This is a genomic window from Bacillus sp. FSL P2-0099, assembly GCF_038007445.1.
GTDB lineage: Bacteria > Bacillota > Bacilli > Bacillales > Bacillaceae_G > Bacillus_A > Bacillus_A mycoides.
Map to the genome: position 1 here is coordinate 5,201,021 of NZ_JBBOXE010000001.1, position 22,750 is coordinate 5,223,770.

Genomic DNA, 22,750 nt, shown 5'->3' on the forward strand with positions numbered 1-22,750 from the left:
ATTTCATACTACTTATAGTTAGAATCTATTACTTTGTTTCGTACGTTTTAATTTTTCCTACTCGGTTTTCGTGACGGCCACCTTCATAGTCAGTTGTTAGCCAAATTTTCGCGATATCACGCGCTAGACCAGCTCCAATTACACGCTCGCCCATCGCTAACATGTTAGTGTCATTATGCTCTCTCGTCGCTTTCGCACTGAAAGTATCATGAACTAATGCACAACGAATACCATTTACTTTGTTTGCTGCGATTGACATACCAATGCCTGTCCCGCAAACTAAAATACCACGATCCACTTCACCATTCGCGACCATTTCTGCTGCTGGAAACGCAAAATCAGGGTAATCAACAGAACCAGCTTCACATTCACAACCTAAATCAATATATTCAATATTTAATTCTTCTAATAAACTTACAAGTTCTTTACGGATATTCATACCGCCGTGATCAGATGCTACTACTACTTTCATTTTTACCCCTCCGAAGTTTCAATCAATTATCTTCATTTCACACTCGCTACCTTAATGGAACAAAGTGATCTCCAATATCGTATTATACACGAAACATCAACCTTCTGAATGTTTTTTCAGTAAAGTTTGTACAAGTTTTTCCATCTCTTCTAACGTTTCTTTATAAATAGAAAGCGATCCGCCAAATGGATCTGAAATATCCTTACTTATACCCTTAGTTAATCCATATAATGTATCCAATTTCTTTTCCACGCTCGGATAATACCCAAGTACAATTTGCTTATGGTTTTCCGTCATTGTTACTACAATATCCGCCCAATCAACCAAAGTATCGTTTACCTGCTGCGCGGCATGATCGATTACAATTCCTTTTTCAGCTAAAGCTTCCTTTGCATGTATCGACACATCGCTTCCAGGATAGGCGAAAACACCAGCAGATTGCACTTCAAATTTACCTTCTCCATAATGATGAAGCAAAGCCTCAGCCATCGGACTACGGCATGTATTTCCAGTGCAAACAAATAACACCCGTTTCATCTAAACCCACCCCTTTTTTTTCTGTTTCCTACATTTATCCCGATTGGTGAAGGCTAATAATCAGCGAGGGATGAACACCCTCCACTGATTAAAGTTTCACTTTATCATAGCGTACATTAGAATAGAACAAAAGAAATGTGAATATACGAAAGGCGCATTTCTCTTATATTTTTTCTAAGAAAAATGCGCCTTATCCACATATATGTGAAACCCTATTTCCAAGTGCCCAAAGTATTTTATCATACATAATGAACACACTACAAAACAAAATAAGGAATCCATTTCATACGAAACAGATTCCTTTCATACAATAATTATTTCATTGTAACTTTCATTACTTCTGTTGAACCTTTTGTAGCTGTTACACCTACAGTTGTCTTAATAGACTCAGCTGCATCTGTGTTTGTAATAACGATTGGAGTAATTGTGCTTTTCGCTTTTTCACGAATTAATTCTAAGTCGAATGAGATTAATTTATCTCCAGCTTTTACAGCTTGTCCTTCAGAAACGTGAGCTTCGAAACCTTCACCTTCCATTTTTACAGTTTCTAATCCAACGTGGATTAAAATTTCTGTACCGTTTTTCGCTTTAATTCCAATAGCATGTTTCGTGTGGAATAATTGTACGATTTCACCATCAACTGGAGATACAACTACACCTTCAGTAGGATCGATTGCAACACCGTCACCCATCATACGACCAGCGAATACTGGATCTGGTACTTCTTCAATATTTTTCACTGCTCCAGTTAATGGAGCTACGATTGTTTCTTCATTTGTTTTTGAACCAAAACCGAATAATTTTTTAAACATAGGATAGTCCTCCTTATAATTTACCTAAAAGTTTATAGGGCAATCTCTATTCAAGATCGAAATACATGTAAGACTTCATACTTCGAATGTTATACTGTAAAAACGCTTTCGAAATAAATTATGCCATTACTACTAGACTCTTATTGTAGCGCTTCACAAAATTCCAGTCAATTCTGATTGTCTGAATAACAATAAGAAGTTAACTTCTACTTATATTTTCTCTTTTTTTCACTTACTTGTCTAGAGGTCTTTACTACGTTTTATTTTTTGTTGTTAATTTGTAAAATTTATTTCAAATTTTTGCCGAAATCCACTTGACTAAAGTAAGTAACTATTTTATTATTACTTACATAAGATAAGTTAATAACTTTTAGGAGGTTTTTTTAATGATGGATATTGGTCTTCTTATTATTCGCCTTATTATAGGTATTACATTCATGGGTCATGGTGCTCAAAAATTATTCGGTTGGTTCGGCGGTTATGGCTTAAAAGGAACAGGTGGCTGGATGGAATCAATCGGTTTACGCCCTGGTATATTTATGGCATTTATGGCTGGTGCAACTGAACTATTAGGTGGTTTCTTATTCGCAGCAGGTATTTTCACTGTAGTTGGTTCACTATTTATCGTAGGAACAATGTTAGTAGCAATCTTCACAGTTCACGGAAAAAATGGTTACTGGGTAACACAAAACGGATTCGAATATAATTTAATGTTAATCGCTGTTGCAGTTGGTGTAGCTTTAATCGGCCCTGGCGCTTACGTTTTACTTTAATCACTTATCTCTATTTCGAGATATTCACCAAAAAAGAGATTACTTCAATTGAGGTAATCTCTTTTTTACATCATCAAAAAAATATTATTTTCAGCAGGAGATTCCCATTGATATCTTGTAAACAAACAATAAGTATTCATATTTAGAAAGGGGATTACAACATGTTATCCATTAATCCAAACGAACAAACCGAAAAAGATAATTACAAATTACTAACAGGAAGTATCATTCCACGTCCTGTTGCATTCGTTACTTCTGTAACTAAAGATGGCGTATTGAACGGTGCGCCATATAGTTATTTCAATATCGTCGCTGCCAATCCACCACTTATCTCAGTTTCAGTGCAACGCAAAGAAGGAAAACCGAAAGACACTTCCAGAAACGCAATAGAAAAAGGGGAATTTGTCGTACATATTTCTGATGAATCTTACGTAGAGGCGATCAACGAAACAGCAGCGAACCTACCTCCTAATGAAAGTGAAATCGAATTAGCAAAACTAACACCGATTGACAGTGATGTCATTTCAGTACCAGGGGTTAAAGAAGCAAACATTCGAATGGAGTGCATATTAGAACGCGCTATCCCACTCGGCGGAACCGAAGACTCGCCAGCTTGTGACCTACTAATCGGCCGCGTCGTCCGCTTTCACGTCGCTGAACACTTATACGAAAACGGCCGAATTCACGCCGAAGAACTAAAACCAATAAGCCGCCTAGCAGGACACAACTACGCAAAACTAGGAGAACAATTTGAATTAGTGAGGCCCATTTAAAGGCGGAAGCGGCTCGCTCAGAATGAGAGGGGGATGGAGCTCCTGACGTAGAGGCGCTTTTTGCCTCGCAGGAAGACGCGAAGCCACCGACCATTCTAACCGCTGGAGCTGGATACATTTAAAAGCGGAACCGACTGCCCAGGCCCGGTGGCTAAGGTTCTTCCTCACAGAAGATGCTTTTTATCTTCTCGTGGGGAAGGTTCTTAGCTGGCCACTGGATATATCCCCTAAAAGCGCAAGGGGCCCGTTCACTTCCATCACCTAAACATAACCCCCCGCTGAAAGCGGGGGATTTTTTATCGTAATTCTTCGTTCTTCTCCTCTAATGCCGGGAATTTCTCTTTTTTAGATCTACCAAGCTTTATTACAAAGAAATATAAGGAAAGTAACGTAATAAGGAAAACAATTAAAAACGGGTACGGAGAATAAAAAGTACGCGCCGCCTCCGATTTTCCTGCAACAAACTTCAATGACTCAATATCTAAAAACTCAGCAAACATTTGTACACCGAGCATACTGAACCAAAAAACAAAAAAACTAATAATAATACCAAAAACTTGCTTCAATCTCGTCATTCATCTCATCCTTTCTATATTTGTAATTTTTTAGTGTGATCAATATAGTACAAACGAAACTATGCACAGAAAGGAACTATCTCACCATTCACGAATTAACTTAATCCAACCTAACATCGAAATTTGCAAAATAACATCCAATATTATAAGTCTTCTTAGCCATCGAGGAAAGAAGGTTAAAAGCTTAACATACCATTCCAATAGCTTGTTCATAATTCCCTCCTACATAAAATTATATAGGAAAAAGGAGATACAATCCAAACCCAACAAGAATAATACCACCTACTATTTCACCGTATGTGCCAAGTATATTTTTGGCATGGCTACCAAGCAATAAACCCATCCAAGCCAGTAACATACTTATTAGTCCGAACAATAATATCGTAATAATTGTCTCTGCTCCGTAAATTCCAAGACTAAGACCTACTGAAAAACTATCTATACTGACACCAAATGCAAATACAAATAAACTAATTCCAATTGGAGCAGTTCTAGTCTCTTCCCCTTCTAAAATAGACGAATATACGATATAGAACCCTAGCCCAATTAATAAAATAGCTCCTGCAAAATTTGCGACATCCCCATACCTCTCTGATAGAAAACGTCCTAGTACCATTCCGATAAATGGCATAATAATATGAAATATCCCAATCGTCATACCTATATAAAGGATTTGTCTTAACTTTAATGTTACCATCCCCATACCGAGGCTCACTGAAAATGCATCCATCCCCAGGGCAAATGCCATAATTATTAAAGGTATTAATTGTTCAAGTGTCATTCATATCCCCCCTCGGACGTGCTACTTCACAATATGCTTATCCGAGGAGAAATATTCTGTTTGCTAAAGGTACATTATCATTCAATAATAATCTGATGTCCCGCAGCTTTTGTTAAACGATTCATAATTGCATTTCCTATGCCTTCATTCGGGAATGATTCACTAAAAATAACATCTACTTCACTTGCATCAAACGTTCTAAGCACATCATATAACTTAGTCGCAACGCTGGCTAAATCGCTTCGCACACCACAAGACAATACAACATCTGCACTATACACATGCTGATACTCTTCTGTCGTTAATACACCTACTTTAAATCCTTCTTTCTTTTTCTCATCCACAATACGTTGAATAAACTCACGGGACCCTTCAACAATACTAAGTGGCGCTTTCGGTGCATAATGTGTATATTTCATTCCAGGTGATTTTGGTTTTTCTTTCTCATCCTTTAAAGCTGGATCTAAAGAAACATTTCCTATCACGGCCTCTAATTGCTCCTTCGTAATCCCACCTGGACGTAAAATCGTCGGAACCTCGCTCGTACAATCAATTACAGTTGATTCAACGCCTACTCCTGTTGCCCCGCCATCAACAATACCAGCAATTTTCCCATTTAAATCTTCATACACATGAGAAGCTAACGTTGGACTTGGGCGTCCTGAACGATTCGCACTCGGTGCCGCAACAGGCACGTTTGCCTCTTCAATAAGGGCGAGCGCTACTGGATGATCCGGCATCCTCACTCCGACTGTATTAAGTCCTGCCGTAACCCTCTCTGAAATCCCTTTTTTTCTCGGTAAAATGATTGTTAATGGTCCTGGCCAAAAATGCTCCATTAACTTTTCTGCAACCGGCGGAATTTCTCTTACGATACCATCTAACTGAGATTTTGTTCCTATGTGGACAATCAGTGGATTATCGCTCGGTCTCCCTTTCGCTTCAAAAATTTTCGCTATCGCTTCATCATCCATTGCGTTTGCTCCTAACCCATATACCGTTTCCGTTGGGAAGGCTACCGCTTCATTTTCTCTTAATAATCTTGCTGCTTCTTTTAATTGTGGATAATATTTTTTTCTTTCCACAACATTATCCACAACCCACATATTTGTATGCATTTTTTCCCACGTCCTTTTCTACCATGAAATACTTGTCTATTTTTAGTTTACTATGAGATTTATCCAAAAGACAAACAAGGTTTATCCACAAAATGTGGATAAACCTTGTTAATCCGTGGATAACTTTGTGAATAGCTGACAATTTAGTATTATTGCATTTAGCTCTTTTATATTTTTACAAAAGTGTTCTAACTGTCGAATTTCCTCTGGCACTTCCTCTTTCTCTATAATGACAAAGTTAAAAAACTGAAAGATGGTCACAGATTGTGGATGATTTGTGAGTAAGTACAATTGTCGAATATCTTTTTCTTTCATATACTGCAAAAACATCTCGAAAAAATATAAGAAAGTCTGTTTATCCACATTAGGTGTGAATAAACAAGAACGGATAAGTGCATTTTCTCCACTTTGTTCATATCCAATTACCGCTCGTATTTCTCCCGCCTCTTCCAAGATCATAAATTGTGCGTACAACTCATTTATTTTATCATCTTTTTTATTAGCTTGTCCGAAAAAAGAATGTAATCTTTCTACATCTGCTTTCGTAGCAAAATACACGTTCTTCATAATAAATCCCTCCTCATTGATATATATGAGGAAGGATTTATTAATAGCACTATTTAGAGAATAAAGATGTAAAAGCTTCGACGATAAATAATTTAACCTCTGGTTTCTCTTCCTCTTCTACTGTTACGTATTCATTTTGCTTTTCTTGTTTTTGCTCCACAGGTTTCTCCACTTTTTCCACAGTTTTTGTTTCTACTTTTTTTACAGGCTGTTCTTCTACTTGTGTTTCGTGTTTTACTACTTTCTTTTCCTGTGCTGTTACTTTTTCAGCTTTTTCCGGCTTTACTACTTTCTTTTCTTTCACCTTATCCTCTTTCTTCTCCGGTACATCCACCACTTCCTCATCTGATTGTCTCACCTGCTCCTCTTCAGGAGATTCAGCTTTCACAACATGTTCTTCTTTCCTTACAGCTGTACCACTTGAAAAATCTAAGAAACACATCGGTGGAAATAATACACACCACCAGTTTGCACCTTCACCTCTTCCAATTGTAATAAGTACCGCTTCATATTCTCCTGCCGGATAAATAAAATTCCCATATACCTTTGTAGGAAACTTCACATTCTTACCGAATTTCACTTGAAACGCCTCTTTACTTCCTTCTCTTTTCAGTGTATTTGCCACTGTCTTTTCAATTTCAGGAATATGATTTTGAATTACTTTTCGAGCTTCTTCAAATGACGTTAAATCCGCTACCCATCCATCAATTTGCGCTTTTACTTCATCGCGTACTTTACGCTTTAACGCCTGATCTTTATCGGAATCACTATTAGCTAAAATACGTAATCGAACGGCCTCTTTCGGAATAACAGTAGGCCCTTTTGCATCAGCTTTCATATATCCAAACTGCACAAGTAACTGTGCACCAATTAATAATAAAAGAAAGTAAGCAATAACTTGTTTTTTCATTTCCTCCACCGTCCCCTCTAGAAACAGTGTGGACAGACTTTCATCTTTCTAAACTATTAAATTCAAAATCTATATAAAAAACCGATAGAAAAGCATTTTTTTAATTGGCGAGAGGAACTGGCTATGTATAGGTAATAAGGTGCGTATTTTCGCTGAAATAATTCCCCTTACCAAAATTCTAAATAAAATGTATGGCTGAGTAGTTGCAAATTTTTCATACAAAAATGGAGTAAGGCTTATGCCTTACTCCATCTCTGCAAATACCATGCGATCTTTTCCATTAATATCAAATACAACTTCAACTTGAGCGCGCGGGAAAGTTTGCTGTAATAATGCTTTCACATCTTCACCTTGCCCTACACCAATTTCAAACGCCACAATCGCCTTGTTCTGTAATACATTCGGCAATTCCTCCATAAAACGACGATAGAAATCTAGTCCATCTTCCCCACCAACAAGCGCACGCTTCGGCTCATGCTCCTTCACAACAGTAGAAAGACCACGCCAATCTTCCTCTGGTATGTACGGAGGATTGGAAACAACAACATCTAACTTCTGACCTGTTTCATAAAACGGAGACAGTAAATCGCCGTGATAGAATGTTACATCCGCCCCTAAAGTTTTTGCATTTTCTTTTGCAACTTCAATCGACTCCTGTGCGATATCTACTGTATACACATGAAGATTTTTATTTTCTAAAGCGAGCGTAATAGAAATCGCTCCACTACCTGTTCCAATATCCGCTATGTGAAGCTCCTCATTACCGAAATGGCGCTCAATTCTCTCTAGTACTCCAACTATAAGTTCCTCTGTTTCCGGTCTTGGTATCAATACCTCTTCATTTACAAAGAATGATCGGCCATAAAACATTTCATAACCGAGCATATATTGGATCGGAATACCTTCTACATGCTTGTGGATAAATTGTGCAAAACTTTTCTCTTGTTCCGCAGTTATTTCTTCACGCATATTCATGAGCATCCCGGTTCTGTTCGTCTTTAATACATGACAAAGGACAATTTCTCCCGCATTTTCATCTCGTCCATTTTCCTGTAAAAAAGAAGAAGCCCATTTCAGGGCTTCATAGACACGCATTACTCAGCTGCCTCCATCTTTTGCGCCTGATCTTCCATCACTAAGGCATTGATGAAATCATCTAACTTACCTTGTAGGATTTGATCTAGCTTTTGAATCGTTAAACCGATTCGATGGTCTGTAACACGGTTTTGCGGGAAGTTATACGTACGAATACGCTCTGAACGATCTCCCGTACCAACAGCTTGTTTACGGTTTTGATCATACTCAGCTTGCGCTTCTTGTCTAAATTTATCATAAACACGTGCGCGTAATACTTTCATCGCTTTTTCTTTATTCTTAATTTGTGATTTCTCATCCTGACAAGATACAACTACACCAGTCGGTAAATGCGTTAAACGTACCGCTGACATCGTTGTATTAACGCTTTGTCCACCAGGACCACTAGAAGCAAACGTATCAACACGAACATCTTTTTCATGAATATTAATTTCTACTTCTTCTGCCTCTGGTAGTACAGCTACAGTTGCTGTAGATGTATGAATACGTCCGCCAGATTCCGTTTCAGGAACACGTTGTACACGGTGAGCACCATTCTCGAATTTCAGCTTCGCGAAAGCACCTTTACCGTTAATCATAAAGATAATCTCTTTATATCCGCCTAACTCTGTATAGCTCGCTTCGATAATTTCAGTTTTCCAACCTTGCACCTCAGCATAACGGCTATACATACGATATAAATCACCAGCAAATAAAGCTGCCTCGTCACCACCAGCAGCGCCACGAACCTCAACGATAACGTTTTTATCATCATTAGGGTCTTTTGGAACAAGTAAAATTTTCAGACGTTCTGACAATGTTTTCTCTTGTCCTTCTAATTCAGAAACCTCTTCTTTTACCATATCACGCATATCAGCGTCTAACTTATCTTCTAGCATTGCTTTTGCATCTCGTAATTGCTCACGAACATCTTTATACTCACGGTACACCTCTACCGTGTCCTGAATATCAGATTGCTCTTTTGAATACTCACGAAGCTTATTTGTATCGCTAATAACCTCTGGGTCACTTAACAACTCATTCAACTTCTCATAACGATCTTCTACAGCTTGCAAACGATCTAACACACCATTCACCTCTACATCCTAGTATCTAATACAAATAGTATATGGTACTTAATCAAAAAAACGCAAATTATATTTAAAAGCGTAAGCGGCTTGCTCAGAATCGCAGGACATTGGAACTCTCGACCTTGAAGCGCTTTTTGCTTCGAGCGAGAGAGTGAAATGGCCGGAGATTCTAGCCGCTGGAGCTAGATAATATTTAAAGCGCAAGCGGCTCGCTCAGAATGGGAGGAGGTTGGAGCTTCTGACAGAGAGGCGCTCTTTGCCTCGCAGGAAGAAGCGAAACCACCGACCATTCTAGCCGCTGGAGCTAGATAATATTTAAAGCGCAAGCGGCTCGCTCAGAATGGGAGGAGGTTGGAGCTTCTGACAGAGAGGCGCTCTTTGCCTCGCAGGAAGAAGCGAAACCACCGACCATTCTAGCCGCTGGAGCTAGATAATATTTAAAGCGCAAGCGGCTCGCTCAGAATGGGAGGAGGTTGGAGCTTCTGACAGAGAGGCGCTCTTTGCCTCGCAGGAAGAAGCGAAACCACCGACCATTCTAGCCGCTGGAGCTAGATAATATTTAAAAGCGCAAGCGGCTCGCTCAGCTCTGACTGGCTAAGGTTCTCTCGCACAAAAGGTGCTTTTCACCTTGAGTAGCGGCGGTTCTTAGACACGAAGAGCTTGCCACCAATCTTCATCTATTTTCGAAAAAAACCCGCTCTACATAGCGAGTTTCACTTATCTTTGTTTTGTAGGTACTGCATGACAATGACGACAACGTGGTTCATACGATTCTGAAGCCCCAACTAAAATAATTGGATCATCAAATGCCGCTGGTTCTCCATCGATTAAACGTTGCGTACGACTTGCAGGAGATCCACATGCAGAACAAACTGCCTGCAATTTAGTTACATGTTCAGCAATCGCCATCAGCTGAGGAACTTGTCCAAATGGTAGACCACGGAAATCTTGGTCTAATCCAGCTACAATGACACGATAGCCACGATTTGCCAATACTTGCACCACTTCCACAATGTCCCCATCAAAAAATTGTACCTCATCGATTGCAATAACATCCATTTCTTCTGTTACATGGTTAAATATATCTTTTGAAGCTGAAACAGGAACTGCTTTAACCTTTAATCCATTATGTGATACAACATCTTCTTCACTATAACGATTATCAATACATGGTTTAAATACAATCGCATGTTGTTTCGCAAATTGTGTACGGCGTATACGGCGGATGAGCTCTTCTGATTTCCCAGAAAACATACTCCCGCAAATCACTTCAATCCAACCATTTTGATTCATTAAGTACATTGAGCTCTCCTTTCATCTACTTTCCTAATCCAAAGTAGGGTAAAGGTTTAATATTTTCGCAAAAAAAACAGACAAGCGAATACATACACTTGCCTGTTTTATGTTCTTTATTACTTGATGCCGTATTTCTTATTGAAGCGGTCAACACGTCCGTCTGCAGTAGCAAACTTCTGACGTCCAGTGTAGAATGGGTGAGAATCAGAACTGATCTCAATTTTTAGTAATGGATAAGTGTTACCATCTTCCCACTCAACAGTTTCGCTAGAGCCTTTTGTAGACCCGCTTAAGAATTTGAAGCCAGTGTTCGTGTCCATAAATACAACTTTATTGTAATTTGGATGGATTCCTGCTTTCATTCTTTTCATCTCCTTCCGCCCTGAATCATTTTCGAAACAGAGTTTTTCATCTTCAGCTGCTTACACAACTATATTGATGAAACACATATGATGAAATTATAACAAGGCTAACTCCATTTTGCAACTACCTGTTTTTGTCTTTTTAAAATTAAAAGTGGAGGCGGCTCGCTCAGCTCTGACTGGCTAAGGTTCTCTCGCACAAAAGGTGCTTTTTACCTTGAGTAGCGGAGGTTCTTAGACACGAAGAGCTAGCCGCCGGAACTGGATATCAATTAAAAGCGCAAGCGGCTCGTTTAGAATCGCAGGACACTTCAAGCTCTCAATCCAAATATGATTTCCATCTCAAAAAACAAATTTTTTCCATATATTACTCTCTCTAATATTCCCTTAAAAACATAAAAAACTCGCTTACTACGAAATAAGCGAGTCCCCATCTTTTCCCTTTACTTAGTGGTTACATACCTTTTTGAGTCTGCAACAATGTTTTGTAAAAATTCTTCATTTGTCTTTGTTTGACGAAGTTTACGTAAGAAGCCTTCAACAAAGTCTGGTGTATCACGCATTGTTTTACGAATACCCCACAGCTTGTCTAAATGTTCTTTCGGAATTAATAGGTCTTCTTTACGCGTACCAGAGCGACGAATATCAATCGCTGGGAAGATACGGCGCTCAGCTAATGAGCGATCTAAGTGAAGTTCCATATTTCCAGTTCCTTTAAACTCCTCGTAAATTACATCATCCATACGAGACCCTGTATCAACAAGCGCTGTTGCTAAAATCGTTAGACTACCGCCCTCTTCGATATTACGCGCAGCCCCAAAGAAACGCTTCGGTCTATGAAAAGCAGCAGGATCAATACCACCCGATAAGGTTCTACCACTTGGCGGAATAACAAGGTTGTAAGCACGCGCTAAACGGGTAATACTATCCATTAAAATGACAACGTCCCTTTTATGTTCTACAAGACGCATTGCACGCTCTAATACAAGCTCCGCTACTTTAATATGATTCTCTGGCACTTCATCAAAAGTAGAACTTACAACATCACCTTTAACAGAACGTTCAATATCTGTTACTTCCTCTGGACGCTCATCAATTAAAAGTACAATTAATTCTGCTTCCGGATGATTTGTTGTGACACTGTGTGCAATTTCTTTTAACAGACTTGTTTTACCAGCCTTTGGAGGCGCAACAATTAAACCACGTTGTCCAAATCCAACTGGTGCGATTAAATCCATGATGCGTGTCGGTAACTTTTTCGTTTCCGTCTCCAATTTCATTTGGCGATCTGGGTATAACGGTGTTAATGCAGGGAAATGTACACGCTCTTTTGCTGAGTCTGGATCATCTCCATTTACAGCTTCAACTTGTAGCAATCCAAAATAGCGCTCATTTTCTTTCGGAGGTCGTACTTTACCAGAAACCTTATCTCCATTACGTAAATCGAAACGACGAATTTGCGAAGCCGAGATATAAATATCTTCTGAGCTTGGAGAATAATTGATAGGACGTAAGAATCCAAATCCTTCTGATTGAATAATTTCTAATACGCCTTCCATGAAAAAGAAACCTTCTTTTTCTGCTCGAGCTTTTAAGATAGAGAAGATTAGCTCTTTTTTCGTTAACTTGCTGTAATACGAAATCTTAAATTCCTTCGCAAGCTCGTATAACTCTTTTAATTTCATGTTTTCTAATGCTGCAATTGACAAATTCATTCAGACACCACACTTTAACTTTATTCTCTTTTCACATGGGTAAAGGGAAAAATACGGAAGGCAAATAAATAATAATGAAAGGCAATAAGTTCAAGTAGGATAATATTCACTATTGTAACCCTTTTATCTAGTTTTAATCAATACGTTGAAACACAAATACAAGAAGCGAAGACAAGAAAATTTGTCTTCGCCTTTTCATATTTCTTTCTTTTTTCTACTCACCTGATTTTAAGGCAGAATAGATAAGGCATTTCTGCTTTTATTTAATCCAGCTTCAGCAGCTAGAATGGTCGGTGGTTTCGCTTCTTCCTGCGAGGCAAAAAGCGCCTCTTCGTCAGGAGCTCCATCCCCCTCCCATTCTGAACGAGCCGCTTACGCTTTTTACTTAATCCAGTTCCAGCGGCTAGAATCTCCGGTCATTTCACTCTCTCACTCGAAGCAAAAAACGCTTCAAGGTCGAGAGTTCCAATGCCCTGCGATTCTAAACGAGCCGCTTACGCTTTTTATTTAATAACCAAATTCGGTTTTTTATTTAAGCTATGGCGGCCGTCTACGAAACGTACTGTGCCTGATTTTGCACGCATAACAAGGGATTGTGTTGTTCCGACGCTACCTTTAAATTGAACGCCTCGTAATAGTTCTCCGTCTGTTACACCTGTTGCTGCAAAGATTGCATCGTCACCTTTTACTAAGTCTTCCATACGAAGGATACGATTGATATCTTCAATACCCATTCTTTTACAACGAGCTAGTTCAGCTTCGTTTTGAGGTAAGAGCTTCCCGTGAATTTCTCCACCTAAGCATTTTAATGCGACCGCAGCTAATACACCTTCAGGTGCTCCACCAGAACCGAATAGAATATCTACACCAGTACGGTCAAATGCTGTATTGATTGCTCCAGCTACATCTCCATCGTTAATTAATTTAATACGAGCACCAGCTTTACGAATTTCTTCGATAATTGCTTGATGACGTGGACGGTTTAAAACTGTCGCTACAACATCTTCGATATCTTTATTTTTCGCTTTCGCAACTGCACGTAAGTTGTCGATAATAGGTGCGTCAATATCAACTGCACCAACTGCTTCTGGACCAACCGCTATTTTATCCATGTACATGTCAGGAGCATGTAACAAATTGCCGTGATCTGCAATTGCAATAACAGCAAGCGCATTCCAGCCGCCAGCCGCTACGATATTTGTCCCTTCTAAAGGATCAACTGCAACGTCTACGCGTGGTCCATATCCTGTACCCAATTTTTCTCCGATATATAGCATTGGCGCTTCATCCATTTCACCTTCGCCAATTACAACTGTACCTTTCATCGGAATTGTATCAAATACATCACGCATAGCTGATGTTGCTGCACCATCTGCCTCATCTTTTTTTCCGCGCCCCATCCAACGCGCTGATGATAATGCTGCAGCCTCTGTTACACGTACTAACTCCATAGATAAACTTCTTTCCACAATAATCCCTCTCCTTTAAGTCTTTATATTTCTGCCGTATTTTGTGAACCTTGTTTTTCTATAAAGTGTACTTCCGTTAGTAGTGATTCTTCGCTCCCCATTAACGGAAGTATCACCACCTTATCCCGATTGGTGAGGGTTAATAATCGGCGTGGGATACCCCATACTGATTAAAGTTTCACTTTATGCATTCTTCATTTCTTCAATTTCTTGCTTTGTCATTTGTTCTCGCCAAATGTTTGCACCAAGCCCTTTAAGCTTGTCTACTATATTTTCGTAACCTCGATCAATATGATCAAGTCCCGTTACTTCTGTAATGCCATCTGCCATTAAACCCGCAATAACAAGGGACGCACCAGCTCGTAGGTCACTCGCTTTCACCTTTGCACCTTGCAATAAAACCGGTCCAGTCACAATTGCTGAACGGCCTTCTACTTTAATTTGCGCGTTCATACGGCGCAATTCATCAATATGCTTGAAACGTGCGCTGTAAATTGTATCAGTTACAACTCCTGTTCCATGCGCTTTTGTTAAAAGCGTTGTAAACGGCTGTTGTAAATCCGTTGGAAACCCTGGATATACAAGCGTTTTTACATCAACTACTTTTAACCTTCTATTGCCGTTCACTGTAATTTGGTCATCGTTCGTTTCAATTTGAACACCAGCTTCTCTTAGCTTCGCCGTAACGGATTCTAAATGCTGAGGAATAACATTATCAACTGTTACTTCTCCTCCTGACGCAGCCCCTAAAATCATATACGTACCAGCTTCAATACGGTCTGGAATAATAGTGTGGTGACAACCGTGCAGTGAATCCACACCATCAATTCGGATTACGTCTGTACCAGCACCTTTAATACGTGCTCCCATACTCGTTAACAATGTAGCTACATCAATAATCTCTGGTTCTTTCGCTGCATTTTCAATAACAGTTCTACCTTTCGCTCGTACAGCCGCTAGCATAATATTAATCGTAGCTCCTACACTAACAACATCTAAATAAATACGTGCCCCACGTAGTTCGTCTGCTCTTAAATAAATGGCACCTTGTTCATTTGTAACATATGCCCCTAACGCTTCAAACCCTTTAATATGCTGATCAATCGGTCGTGGCCCTAAATGACATCCACCTGGAAGCCCAATAACAGCTTTTTTAAAACGGCCAAGCATTGCACCCATTAAATAATAAGAGGCGCGCAATTTTTTCACTTTTCCATTTGGTAAAGGCATCGCAACCATGTTAGAAGGATCGACTACCATCTCTTCTTCCTGCCCATAAGTTACTTTCCCTCCAATTTCCTCTAGTAAGTCTCCTAACATTTTCACGTCCGAAATATTAGGAACACCGCCAATAGTTACTGGAGTATCTGCTAAAATTGTCGCTGGAATTAGTGCAACAGCACTGTTCTTTGCACCACTCACACGAATCGTTCCATTTAAAGCTCTTCCGCCTTCAATTAGCAACTTTTCCATATTGAGCTCCCTTCTTGTGAATGTATTTATCTTCTACTTCTTTATAAGAAGTAGAAGATTCCCCCTTAAGAATCTCAATCACTCTTTCCATCCTGAAACTCAATAAGTAGAAAACCATCACCTGTAGCTCCCCTGCTGTACAAATAGATGAAGATTAACTATTCATCGAATCAAATTACTCAATTCAGATACTTACCACATTTATTAATAGGACTATGCACATTATTTTCTATATTCGCAAACCAAAAATTCACTTTATAAAATCTTTAGACTTGTTCGCGCTTTCATTATACAACGAAAGGAAACCGTCTAAAAGACTAGACGGTTTCCAAAACGGAATTTTATTCTTACGCTTTACCGTTAGAACCGAACTCACGCATTTTACCAGCAACAGTTGCTTTGATAGCGTCGCGGCCAGGTCCAATATATTTACGAGGATCGTAAACTTCTTGGTCTTTGTTTAATGCTTCACGAACAGCTTTTGTAAACTCAATTTGGTTCTCAGTGTTTACGTTAATTTTTGAAGTACCTAGAGAAATAGCTTTTACGATATCAGCAGTTGGGATACCAGTACCACCGTGTAATACTAAAGGTACGCCAGTGAAGTCACGAACTTGTTCCATTTCAGCGAATCCTAAGTTAGGCTCACCTTTGTAAGGACCGTGTACAGAACCTAGAGCTGGAGCTAGGCAATCGATACCTGTTGCTTCAACAAGGTGCTTACACTCTGCTGGATCAGCGTAAATTACGCCTTCAGCGATGATATCGTCTTCTTGTCCGCCAACTGTTCCAAGCTCAGCTTCAACAGATACGTTACGAGCGTGTGCGTATTCTACCACTTTTTTAGTAGTTTCAACGTTTTCATCGAATGGGTGGTGAGAAGCGTCGATCATTACAGATGTGAAACCTGCATCAATTGCTTCTTTACATTTTTCGAAGCTTGAACCATGGTCAAGGTGAATCGCTACAGGAACAGAAATGTTCATTTCTTCGATTAAAGCTTTAACCATAGCTACAACTGTTTTGAAACCAGTCATATGACGAGCTGCACCCTCAGATACACCTAAGATTACAGGAGATTTTTCTTCTTCCGCAGCAGCTAAGATAGCTTGAGTCCACTCTAAGTTGTTCATGTTGAATTGACCAACTGCGTATTTTCCTTCTAGTGCTGTGTTTAGCATTTCTTTCATAGAAACTAAAGGCATGGTGAATCCTCCTAAAAAACGTTTTTTGTATCCGATAAATTCTTATCGCTGGTAGTATGACCAGAATAAGGTAAAATATGTATATTTACATACCGGACTTCTTTCTACACTCAATAGGATAACAACTTGTACTCAAAAACTCAACTGTATTCACCTGCTCAATAGTCCATGTAAACGCTTTTTTCCATATTTTTTATAAAAAATTCATTTTTTACGCCTCTACAGCAAGCTGATCTCTCACTGCTTGACGAATCTCATCAATATCAAACGGTTTAGCAAAGTGCATTAAAGCTCCTAAATCTTTCGCTTCTTGAATCATATCCAATTCTCCATAAGCAGTCATTAAAATCACTTTAATACTCTCATCAATTTCTTTTACATGTTTTAAAATCTCTATACCATCCATACCTGGGATTTTCATATCTAACACTACTAAATCCGGATTATCTTTTTTCACGATATCTAAAGCTTGAAATCCATTCGCTGCTTGGAACGTCTGATAACCTTCTTTTTGGAACACTTCATGCAATAAAACACGAATGCCATATTGATCATCAACGATTAAAATTTTCCCTTCCATAACTCCCAACCTTTCTGTGTAAGTACAAGATTTAAAGCTTCTTATATCTTATCGGTTTATTTTCGCTACTCTTTGCCAAATCCCTTCCTATTCTTTCTTATTTTACCGTTTCCTATTTTGTTATGCCACCCTACTATTTCCCCTTTCCAAAAAAAATAAGCTATAATGAGAACCAGCTAACACGAAAGAAAGGAGCAACAACATGTTAAAAATTTTCTCGACTCAATTAAGTGGATATTTCTCCCGAATTTCTCAAAAAGAGGAAATGAATATAGAAGATAGCGCTCGTCTACTTGCCCAGGCGTTAGTTGGCGATGGCTTCATTTACTTGCATGGTACAAACGAAATGGAAGGTATTGTTTCAGAAGCATTATTTGGCGCCGAACCAATGAAACAAGCAAAACGTTTAATAGAAAACGGTGAACCGGCGGCAGTGACTTCTGCGGACCGCGTACTTCTTATTAGTCGTTTTTCGACAGATGAAGAAATTATAAAAACCGCGAAAAAACTTCATGAAGAAGGCCAATCTATCGTTGGAATCTCGGCTATTCAAGAAGGTGTTGAATCACTGGAACAATATACAGATGTACATATTGATACAAAGCTGTTAAAAGGTCTTATTCCAGATGATGAAGGTAACCGCTATGGGTTCCCAAGTTTAATTATAGCTTTATTTGCTTATCACGGATTGAAATTTACAATTGATGAAATGTTAAACGAATATTAAAAAAAGCGCCCTATTTCAGGCGCTTTTTTTTATTACTTGCTCTCTTTATTCGTAATAGAAGCACTTACGAAGTCATGGAACAATGGTTGTGGACGGTTTGGACGAGATACAAGTTCTGGATGGAACTGTGCTGCCACGAACCAAGGGTGATCTTGTAATTCAATAATTTCCACTAGACGACCGTCTGGGCTTGTACCAGAGAATACAAATCCTGCTTTTTCCATATCTGGACGGAATTGATTGTTGAACTCATAACGATGACGATGACGCTCATATACAACCGGCTCATTGTAAGCATTGTAAGCATTTGTTTCTTCAGCAAGCTTACATGGATATAGACCAAGACGAAGTGTACCACCTAAATCTTCTACATCTTTTTGTTCTGGTAATAAATCGATAATTGCATAAGGTGTGTCAGGATTAATTTCAGAAGAGTTAGCTCCTTCTAATCCTAATACGTTACGTGCAAATTCGATTGATGCAAGTTGCATACCTAGGCAAATTCCTAAGAATGGAACTTTGTTTTCACGAGCATATTGAATTGCAACGATTTTACCTTCTACACCACGATCGCCGAAGCCACCTGGTACAAGGATACCATCTGTGTCGCCAACTAATTCTTTTACGTTCTCTGCTGTTACGTGCTCAGCATTTACCCATTTCACTTCTACATCTGTGTCGAATGAATAACCTGCATGACGAAGCGCTTCTACAACAGAAATGTATGCATCTTGAAGCTCTACGTATTTACCAACAAGAGCGATTTTTGTTTTCTTAGAAAGGTTACGTACTTTATTAACTAGCGCAGTCCAATCTGTCATATCTGCAGCTGGATTGTCTAACTTCAAGTGATCACAAACGATTTGGTCCATGTTTTGTTCTTGAAGAGATAATGGAACCGCATATAAAGTATCTGCATCGCGTGCTTCGATAACTGCTTTTGTATCGATGTCACAGAATAATGCAAGCTTGTCTTTCATGTCCTGAGAAACAGGTAGTTCTGTACGAACAACGATAATATTTGGTTGAATACCTAAGCTGCGAAGCTCTTTAACGCTATGTTGCGTTGGTTTTGTTTTCATTTCACCCGCTGCTTTTAAGTACGGGATTAACGTACAGTGAATGTACATTACATTGTCACGACCGATGTCGCTCTTAATTTGACGAATTGCTTCTAAGAATGGTAAAGACTCGATATCACCAACAGTTCCACCGATTTCTGTAATAACAACGTCGGCATTTGTTTCGCGACCAGAACGATATACACGTTCTTTAATTTCGTTAGTAATGTGAGGAATAACTTGAACTGTTCCTCCTAAATATTCACCACGACGCTCTTTTTGAAGAACTGAAGAGTAAATTTTACCTGTTGTTACGTTGCTGTATTTGTTTAAGTTGATGTCGATAAAACGCTCATAGTGACCTAGGTCTAAGTCCGTTTCTGCACCATCATCTGTTACGAATACCTCACCGTGTTGGTAGGGGCTCATAGTCCCTGGGTCTACGTTAATGTATGGATCAAACTTTTGAATAGTTACGTTTAAACCACGATTCTTTAAAAGTCTTCCAAGAGATGCTGCTGTAATACCTTTACCTAAAGACGATACTACACCGCCTGTTACAAAAATATACTTAGTCATGAAAATACTCCCTTCTACTTCGTTGTTATATAATCACCGTTGCAAAGCGCAACGTATGTAGATAACACTGTATCTATCTTATTGTTAGGCTCTTTTTATTTTCTAAACAAAAAACAAAAAAGAAAATTGCTCCCCTCATCACATAAAGTAATAAGTAGGGAGCAATTTTCTTTTATATTTACACTTTAAAAGTATTATCGTCTTTTTTTAAAGAGCCCAAAAATGATTCTACATGGACGATAATGAAAAGTCAAGAACTACCGCTCTTCCTCTTCTTCTTCTTCAGTTTCATCATACTCAAGTTCTTCTTCTGCGAAGTCTTCATTATCTTCTTCTAAATCATCAAGATCATCATCTTCATCGTCTGCGTCTTCGTCTTCAAGAACTTTGTCCAAATCTACTACATCTTCTTCTACTTCTGCTTCTTCTTCTTCTTCTTCTTCTACATCATCTTCTTCAATGTAGTCGTCAAAACCGTCTTCTTCAACTTTGCGTTTCTTCTTCGGTTTTGGCTGAGGCAGAATTTCTTCATCAATTTGCTCATATGGGTACCAGCTACGTAGCCCCCAACGATTTTCTCCTAAATTAATGAAACGTCCATCGATGTTTAAATCTGTATAAAATTGTGCGAGTTTCGTATTAACTTGCCCTTGAGATAGTCCCAGCACTTGAGCGATTTCTTGAACCAACTCGTTGAATGTCGTTGCTTGTCTTTTATTCCCTAAAACACTATGTACAACTTCAATCATTGAACATTCTTTTAGCTCTTCTGGTGAATATTGCTTAAAACCCACTTATGCGGCACTTCCTTTCTTCAAATATAAGCTTATATATAACGGTCTGCTTAAAAAAATCCATACTATTCATTATAAACAAAAGTCGCACAAATATGCTACAAAAAAAACGGGAAACTTTTATCCCGCTATTTACGGGCAATAAAATTATAATTTGTCCATTCTTTATTTCGGAGACATATGTGCTCCTTGCAGTACATACCTAATTTGCATTTCTGTATATTCTTCGAGAGTATACAGTTTTTGCAGGGCCCAACGTCTAAATCCCCACATTTGTCCTTGTATGAAAATATTATGTGCAAGAAGCTGTATTTCCTTTTTATTTAGTGTAAATGTCCCATTTTCCGTACACTGCTCTAAAATATCCTCAAACATCCCGACCATTTGAAACTCTTTTTCTAATACATATGGGAGTGATTCTTTCGGTAAAAAACGTACCTCTTGATACATAATTAATACTTCTTCTTGCAATTCATCCATCACTTTAAAATAATTCATTATCGCTATCTTTAAGCTTTCTATACTTCCCTTCTCTGTACACACTACTTCCTCTAACCGCTCTTTTACATGCTCATAAATACTATCACAAACTAAATATAATACATCATCTTTTGTGCGAATATACTCATAAAGTGTTCCGATACTAAATCCAGCCGCTTTCGCAATTTCTCTCGTTGTTGTACGCGGGAATCCTTTTTGCTTAAACAGCTGAACCGCACCTTTAATCATTTGTTCACGTCTTAACGCAACTAATTTTTCATCTTTCACTGACGCATGTACATTATGTTTAACCATCCCTTCACCTCTCTCTATTATTTTTGGAAGTAAAAAGCGTAGGAAAATACCTACGCTTTTGTTCCTACTTCGTTAACATACGAGAAATTACAAGCCTTTGAATCTCTTGTGTTCCCTCATATATTTGTGTAATCTTTGCATCGCGCATATAACGCTCTACTGGATAATCTTTCGTATAACCATAACCACCAAATACTTGTACCGCTTCAGTCGTTACCTTCATCGCTGTATCACCTGCAAATACTTTTGACATCGCTGACTCTTTCCCATACGGAAGCCCTTCAGATTCAAGCCAAGCCGCTTGATATGTTAAAAGACGCGCTGCCTCTACATCCGTTGCCATATCTGCAAGTTTAAAGCCAATTCCTTGTTGCGCCGCAATTGGCTTTCCAAACTGATGACGTTCTCTTGCATATTCTACAGAAGCATCTAAAGCGGATTGTGCAATACCGACTGCTTGTGCCGCAATACCATTACGGCCGCCATCTAATGTCTGCATCGCAACTTTAAATCCTTGGCCCTCTTCCCCTAGTAAATTCTCTACAGGAATACGGCAGTCTTCAAATATAATTTCAGTTGTTGGCGAAGAACGAATCCCTAGCTTACTTTCCTTCTTCCCAACCGAAAATCCTAGCGTATCACTCTCCACAATAAATGCACTCGTGCCGCGCTGCTTCGAATCAGGATCTGTTAATGCAAAAACAACATAAATATCAGCAATACCGCCATTTGTAATAAAAATTTTCGAACCATTTAAAATGTAATGGTCTCCATCTCGTTTTGCAGTCGTCCTCATTCCACCAGCATCTGATCCAGAGCTTGGTTCTGTTAAGCCATATGCACCAATTTTCTTCCCTTCAGCCATTGGGCGCAAAAACTTTTGTTTTTGCTCTTCCGTTCCAAATTTAAAAATTGGCCATCCAGCAAGTGAAGTATGTGCAGACAACGTTACACCTGTAGAAGCACAAACGCGGGATAATTCTTCAACGGCAATTACATACGCCAAGTAATCGCTTCCAATTCCGCCGTATTCTTCAGGCCACGGAATACCGGTTAAACCAAGCTCTGCCATTTGATCGAATAAAGCGCGATCAAATCGCTCTTCCTCATCACGCTCTGCTGCTGTCGGTGCTACTTCATTCCTTGCAAAATCCCGAACCATTTTTCTTATCATTTCATGTTCTTCTGATAATTTAAAATGCATTCCCGTC

25 protein-coding genes are annotated in these 22,750 nt (G+C 39.0%); 3 read left to right on the forward strand and 22 right to left on the reverse strand.

Annotated elements, in window-relative coordinates:
* Nucleotides 1–28: 28 nt before the first annotated feature.
* The 3 genes from rpiB to MKY90_RS27075 all read right to left on the reverse strand — a co-directional run bounded on the left by rpiB (nucleotide 29) and on the right by MKY90_RS27075 (nucleotide 1,821).
* Nucleotides 29–472 (reverse strand): ribose 5-phosphate isomerase B, encoded by a 444-nt coding sequence (rpiB, locus tag MKY90_RS27065; RefSeq protein ID WP_000869917.1) that lies wholly within the window; start codon nucleotides 470–472, stop codon nucleotides 29–31.
* Between the two features lie 96 nt (nucleotides 473–568).
* A complete protein-coding gene (locus MKY90_RS27070) occupies nucleotides 569–1,009 on the reverse strand; it encodes a low molecular weight protein arginine phosphatase (RefSeq protein ID WP_063219225.1) in 441 nt (146 codons plus the stop codon).
* Between the two features lie 314 nt (nucleotides 1,010–1,323).
* A complete protein-coding gene (locus MKY90_RS27075; protein WP_002016294.1) occupies nucleotides 1,324–1,821 on the reverse strand; it encodes a PTS sugar transporter subunit IIA in 498 nt (165 codons plus the stop codon).
* Between the two features lie 386 nt (nucleotides 1,822–2,207).
* Here MKY90_RS27075 and MKY90_RS27080 point away from each other — a divergent pair, with 386 nt between their 5' ends.
* Together MKY90_RS27080 and MKY90_RS27085 are read left to right on the forward strand one after the other, a co-directional pair.
* Nucleotides 2,208–2,594: a DoxX family protein gene (locus tag MKY90_RS27080; RefSeq protein ID WP_063219226.1), complete on the forward strand. Its 387-nt coding sequence runs from the start codon at nucleotides 2,208–2,210 to the stop codon at nucleotides 2,592–2,594.
* A gap of 161 nt (nucleotides 2,595–2,755) precedes the next feature.
* Complete coding sequence (locus tag MKY90_RS27085; RefSeq protein ID WP_002034901.1) at nucleotides 2,756–3,367, forward strand: flavin reductase family protein; 612 nt, start codon at nucleotides 2,756–2,758, stop codon at nucleotides 3,365–3,367.
* Nucleotides 3,368–3,663: 296 nt separating this feature from the next.
* Here the strand turns inward: MKY90_RS27085 and MKY90_RS27090 are convergent, their stop codons facing one another.
* The 15 genes from MKY90_RS27090 to spo0F all read right to left on the reverse strand — a co-directional run bounded on the left by MKY90_RS27090 (nucleotide 3,664) and on the right by spo0F (nucleotide 17,583).
* Nucleotides 3,664–3,942, reverse strand: a complete 279-nt coding sequence (locus tag MKY90_RS27090; protein ID WP_002034899.1) for a DUF3935 domain-containing protein — start codon at nucleotides 3,940–3,942, stop codon at nucleotides 3,664–3,666.
* Between the two features lie 81 nt (nucleotides 3,943–4,023).
* On the reverse strand, nucleotides 4,024–4,155 hold the full coding sequence (locus MKY90_RS27095) for a hypothetical protein (protein ID WP_341093096.1): 132 nt from the start codon (nucleotides 4,153–4,155) through the stop codon (nucleotides 4,024–4,026).
* Between the two features lie 19 nt (nucleotides 4,156–4,174).
* Nucleotides 4,175–4,723: a manganese efflux pump MntP gene (locus MKY90_RS27100; protein WP_002016298.1), complete on the reverse strand. Its 549-nt coding sequence runs from the start codon at nucleotides 4,721–4,723 to the stop codon at nucleotides 4,175–4,177.
* Nucleotides 4,724–4,800: 77 nt separating this feature from the next.
* Nucleotides 4,801–5,841 (reverse strand): L-threonylcarbamoyladenylate synthase, encoded by a 1,041-nt coding sequence (locus MKY90_RS27105; protein ID WP_002016299.1) that lies wholly within the window; start codon nucleotides 5,839–5,841, stop codon nucleotides 4,801–4,803.
* 108 nt (nucleotides 5,842–5,949) lie between these two features.
* Entirely contained in the window at nucleotides 5,950–6,408 is a 459-nt protein-coding gene (locus MKY90_RS27110) for a mechanosensitive ion channel protein (RefSeq protein ID WP_002016300.1), read from the reverse strand.
* A 49-nt stretch (nucleotides 6,409–6,457) separates the two neighbouring features.
* A complete protein-coding gene (spoIIR, locus tag MKY90_RS27115; RefSeq protein WP_341093097.1) occupies nucleotides 6,458–7,318 on the reverse strand; it encodes a stage II sporulation protein R in 861 nt (286 codons plus the stop codon).
* A 243-nt stretch (nucleotides 7,319–7,561) separates the two neighbouring features.
* Nucleotides 7,562–8,413 (reverse strand): peptide chain release factor N(5)-glutamine methyltransferase, encoded by an 852-nt coding sequence (gene prmC / locus MKY90_RS27120; protein ID WP_002191297.1) that lies wholly within the window; start codon nucleotides 8,411–8,413, stop codon nucleotides 7,562–7,564.
* Complete coding sequence (gene prfA, locus MKY90_RS27125) at nucleotides 8,413–9,480, reverse strand: peptide chain release factor 1 (protein ID WP_002113060.1); 1,068 nt, start codon at nucleotides 9,478–9,480, stop codon at nucleotides 8,413–8,415. Before prfA ends, prmC begins: the two co-directional genes overlap by 1 nt.
* A 720-nt stretch (nucleotides 9,481–10,200) precedes the next feature.
* Nucleotides 10,201–10,785: a thymidine kinase gene (locus tag MKY90_RS27130; protein WP_000281086.1), complete on the reverse strand. Its 585-nt coding sequence runs from the start codon at nucleotides 10,783–10,785 to the stop codon at nucleotides 10,201–10,203.
* Between the two features lie 110 nt (nucleotides 10,786–10,895).
* Entirely contained in the window at nucleotides 10,896–11,141 is a 246-nt protein-coding gene (locus MKY90_RS27135; protein ID WP_000643447.1) for a type B 50S ribosomal protein L31, read from the reverse strand.
* A gap of 443 nt (nucleotides 11,142–11,584) precedes the next feature.
* Entirely contained in the window at nucleotides 11,585–12,856 is a 1,272-nt protein-coding gene (rho, locus tag MKY90_RS27140; RefSeq protein ID WP_002016308.1) for a transcription termination factor Rho, read from the reverse strand.
* 503 nt (nucleotides 12,857–13,359) lie between these two features.
* Entirely contained in the window at nucleotides 13,360–14,325 is a 966-nt protein-coding gene (gene glpX / locus MKY90_RS27145) for a class II fructose-bisphosphatase (protein ID WP_002016310.1), read from the reverse strand.
* 183 nt (nucleotides 14,326–14,508) lie between these two features.
* Entirely contained in the window at nucleotides 14,509–15,798 is a 1,290-nt protein-coding gene (gene murA, locus MKY90_RS27150) for a UDP-N-acetylglucosamine 1-carboxyvinyltransferase (protein ID WP_002034893.1), read from the reverse strand.
* Between the two features lie 347 nt (nucleotides 15,799–16,145).
* Nucleotides 16,146–17,003: a class II fructose-bisphosphate aldolase gene (locus MKY90_RS27155; RefSeq protein WP_002016312.1), complete on the reverse strand. Its 858-nt coding sequence runs from the start codon at nucleotides 17,001–17,003 to the stop codon at nucleotides 16,146–16,148.
* Nucleotides 17,004–17,214: 211 nt separating this feature from the next.
* Nucleotides 17,215–17,583, reverse strand: coding sequence for a sporulation initiation phosphotransferase Spo0F (gene spo0F / locus MKY90_RS27160; RefSeq protein ID WP_000398592.1), 369 nt, complete (start codon nucleotides 17,581–17,583; stop codon nucleotides 17,215–17,217).
* Between the two features lie 202 nt (nucleotides 17,584–17,785).
* On the opposite strand from spo0F, the gene MKY90_RS27165 reads away from it, so the two are divergent.
* Nucleotides 17,786–18,310 (forward strand): DUF2529 domain-containing protein, encoded by a 525-nt coding sequence (locus MKY90_RS27165; RefSeq protein WP_002143880.1) that lies wholly within the window; start codon nucleotides 17,786–17,788, stop codon nucleotides 18,308–18,310.
* Nucleotides 18,311–18,342: 32 nt separating this feature from the next.
* On the opposite strand, the gene pyrG is transcribed toward MKY90_RS27165, so the two are convergent.
* The 4 genes from pyrG to acdA all read right to left on the reverse strand — a co-directional run bounded on the left by pyrG (nucleotide 18,343) and on the right by acdA (nucleotide 22,743).
* Complete coding sequence (gene pyrG, locus MKY90_RS27170) at nucleotides 18,343–19,950, reverse strand: CTP synthase (protein WP_002016314.1); 1,608 nt, start codon at nucleotides 19,948–19,950, stop codon at nucleotides 18,343–18,345.
* Nucleotides 19,951–20,207: 257 nt separating this feature from the next.
* Nucleotides 20,208–20,744 carry a DNA-directed RNA polymerase subunit delta gene (rpoE, locus tag MKY90_RS27175; protein ID WP_341093098.1) on the reverse strand — a complete coding sequence of 179 codons (537 nt, stop codon included), beginning with the start codon at nucleotides 20,742–20,744 and terminating at the stop codon, nucleotides 20,208–20,210.
* Nucleotides 20,745–20,909: 165 nt separating this feature from the next.
* Nucleotides 20,910–21,539 (reverse strand): TetR/AcrR family transcriptional regulator, encoded by a 630-nt coding sequence (locus MKY90_RS27180; RefSeq protein ID WP_002034889.1) that lies wholly within the window; start codon nucleotides 21,537–21,539, stop codon nucleotides 20,910–20,912.
* Nucleotides 21,540–21,603: 64 nt separating this feature from the next.
* Nucleotides 21,604–22,743: an acyl-CoA dehydrogenase AcdA gene (gene acdA, locus MKY90_RS27185; RefSeq protein ID WP_002016320.1), complete on the reverse strand. Its 1,140-nt coding sequence runs from the start codon at nucleotides 22,741–22,743 to the stop codon at nucleotides 21,604–21,606.
* Nucleotides 22,744–22,750: the final 7 nt, after the last annotated feature.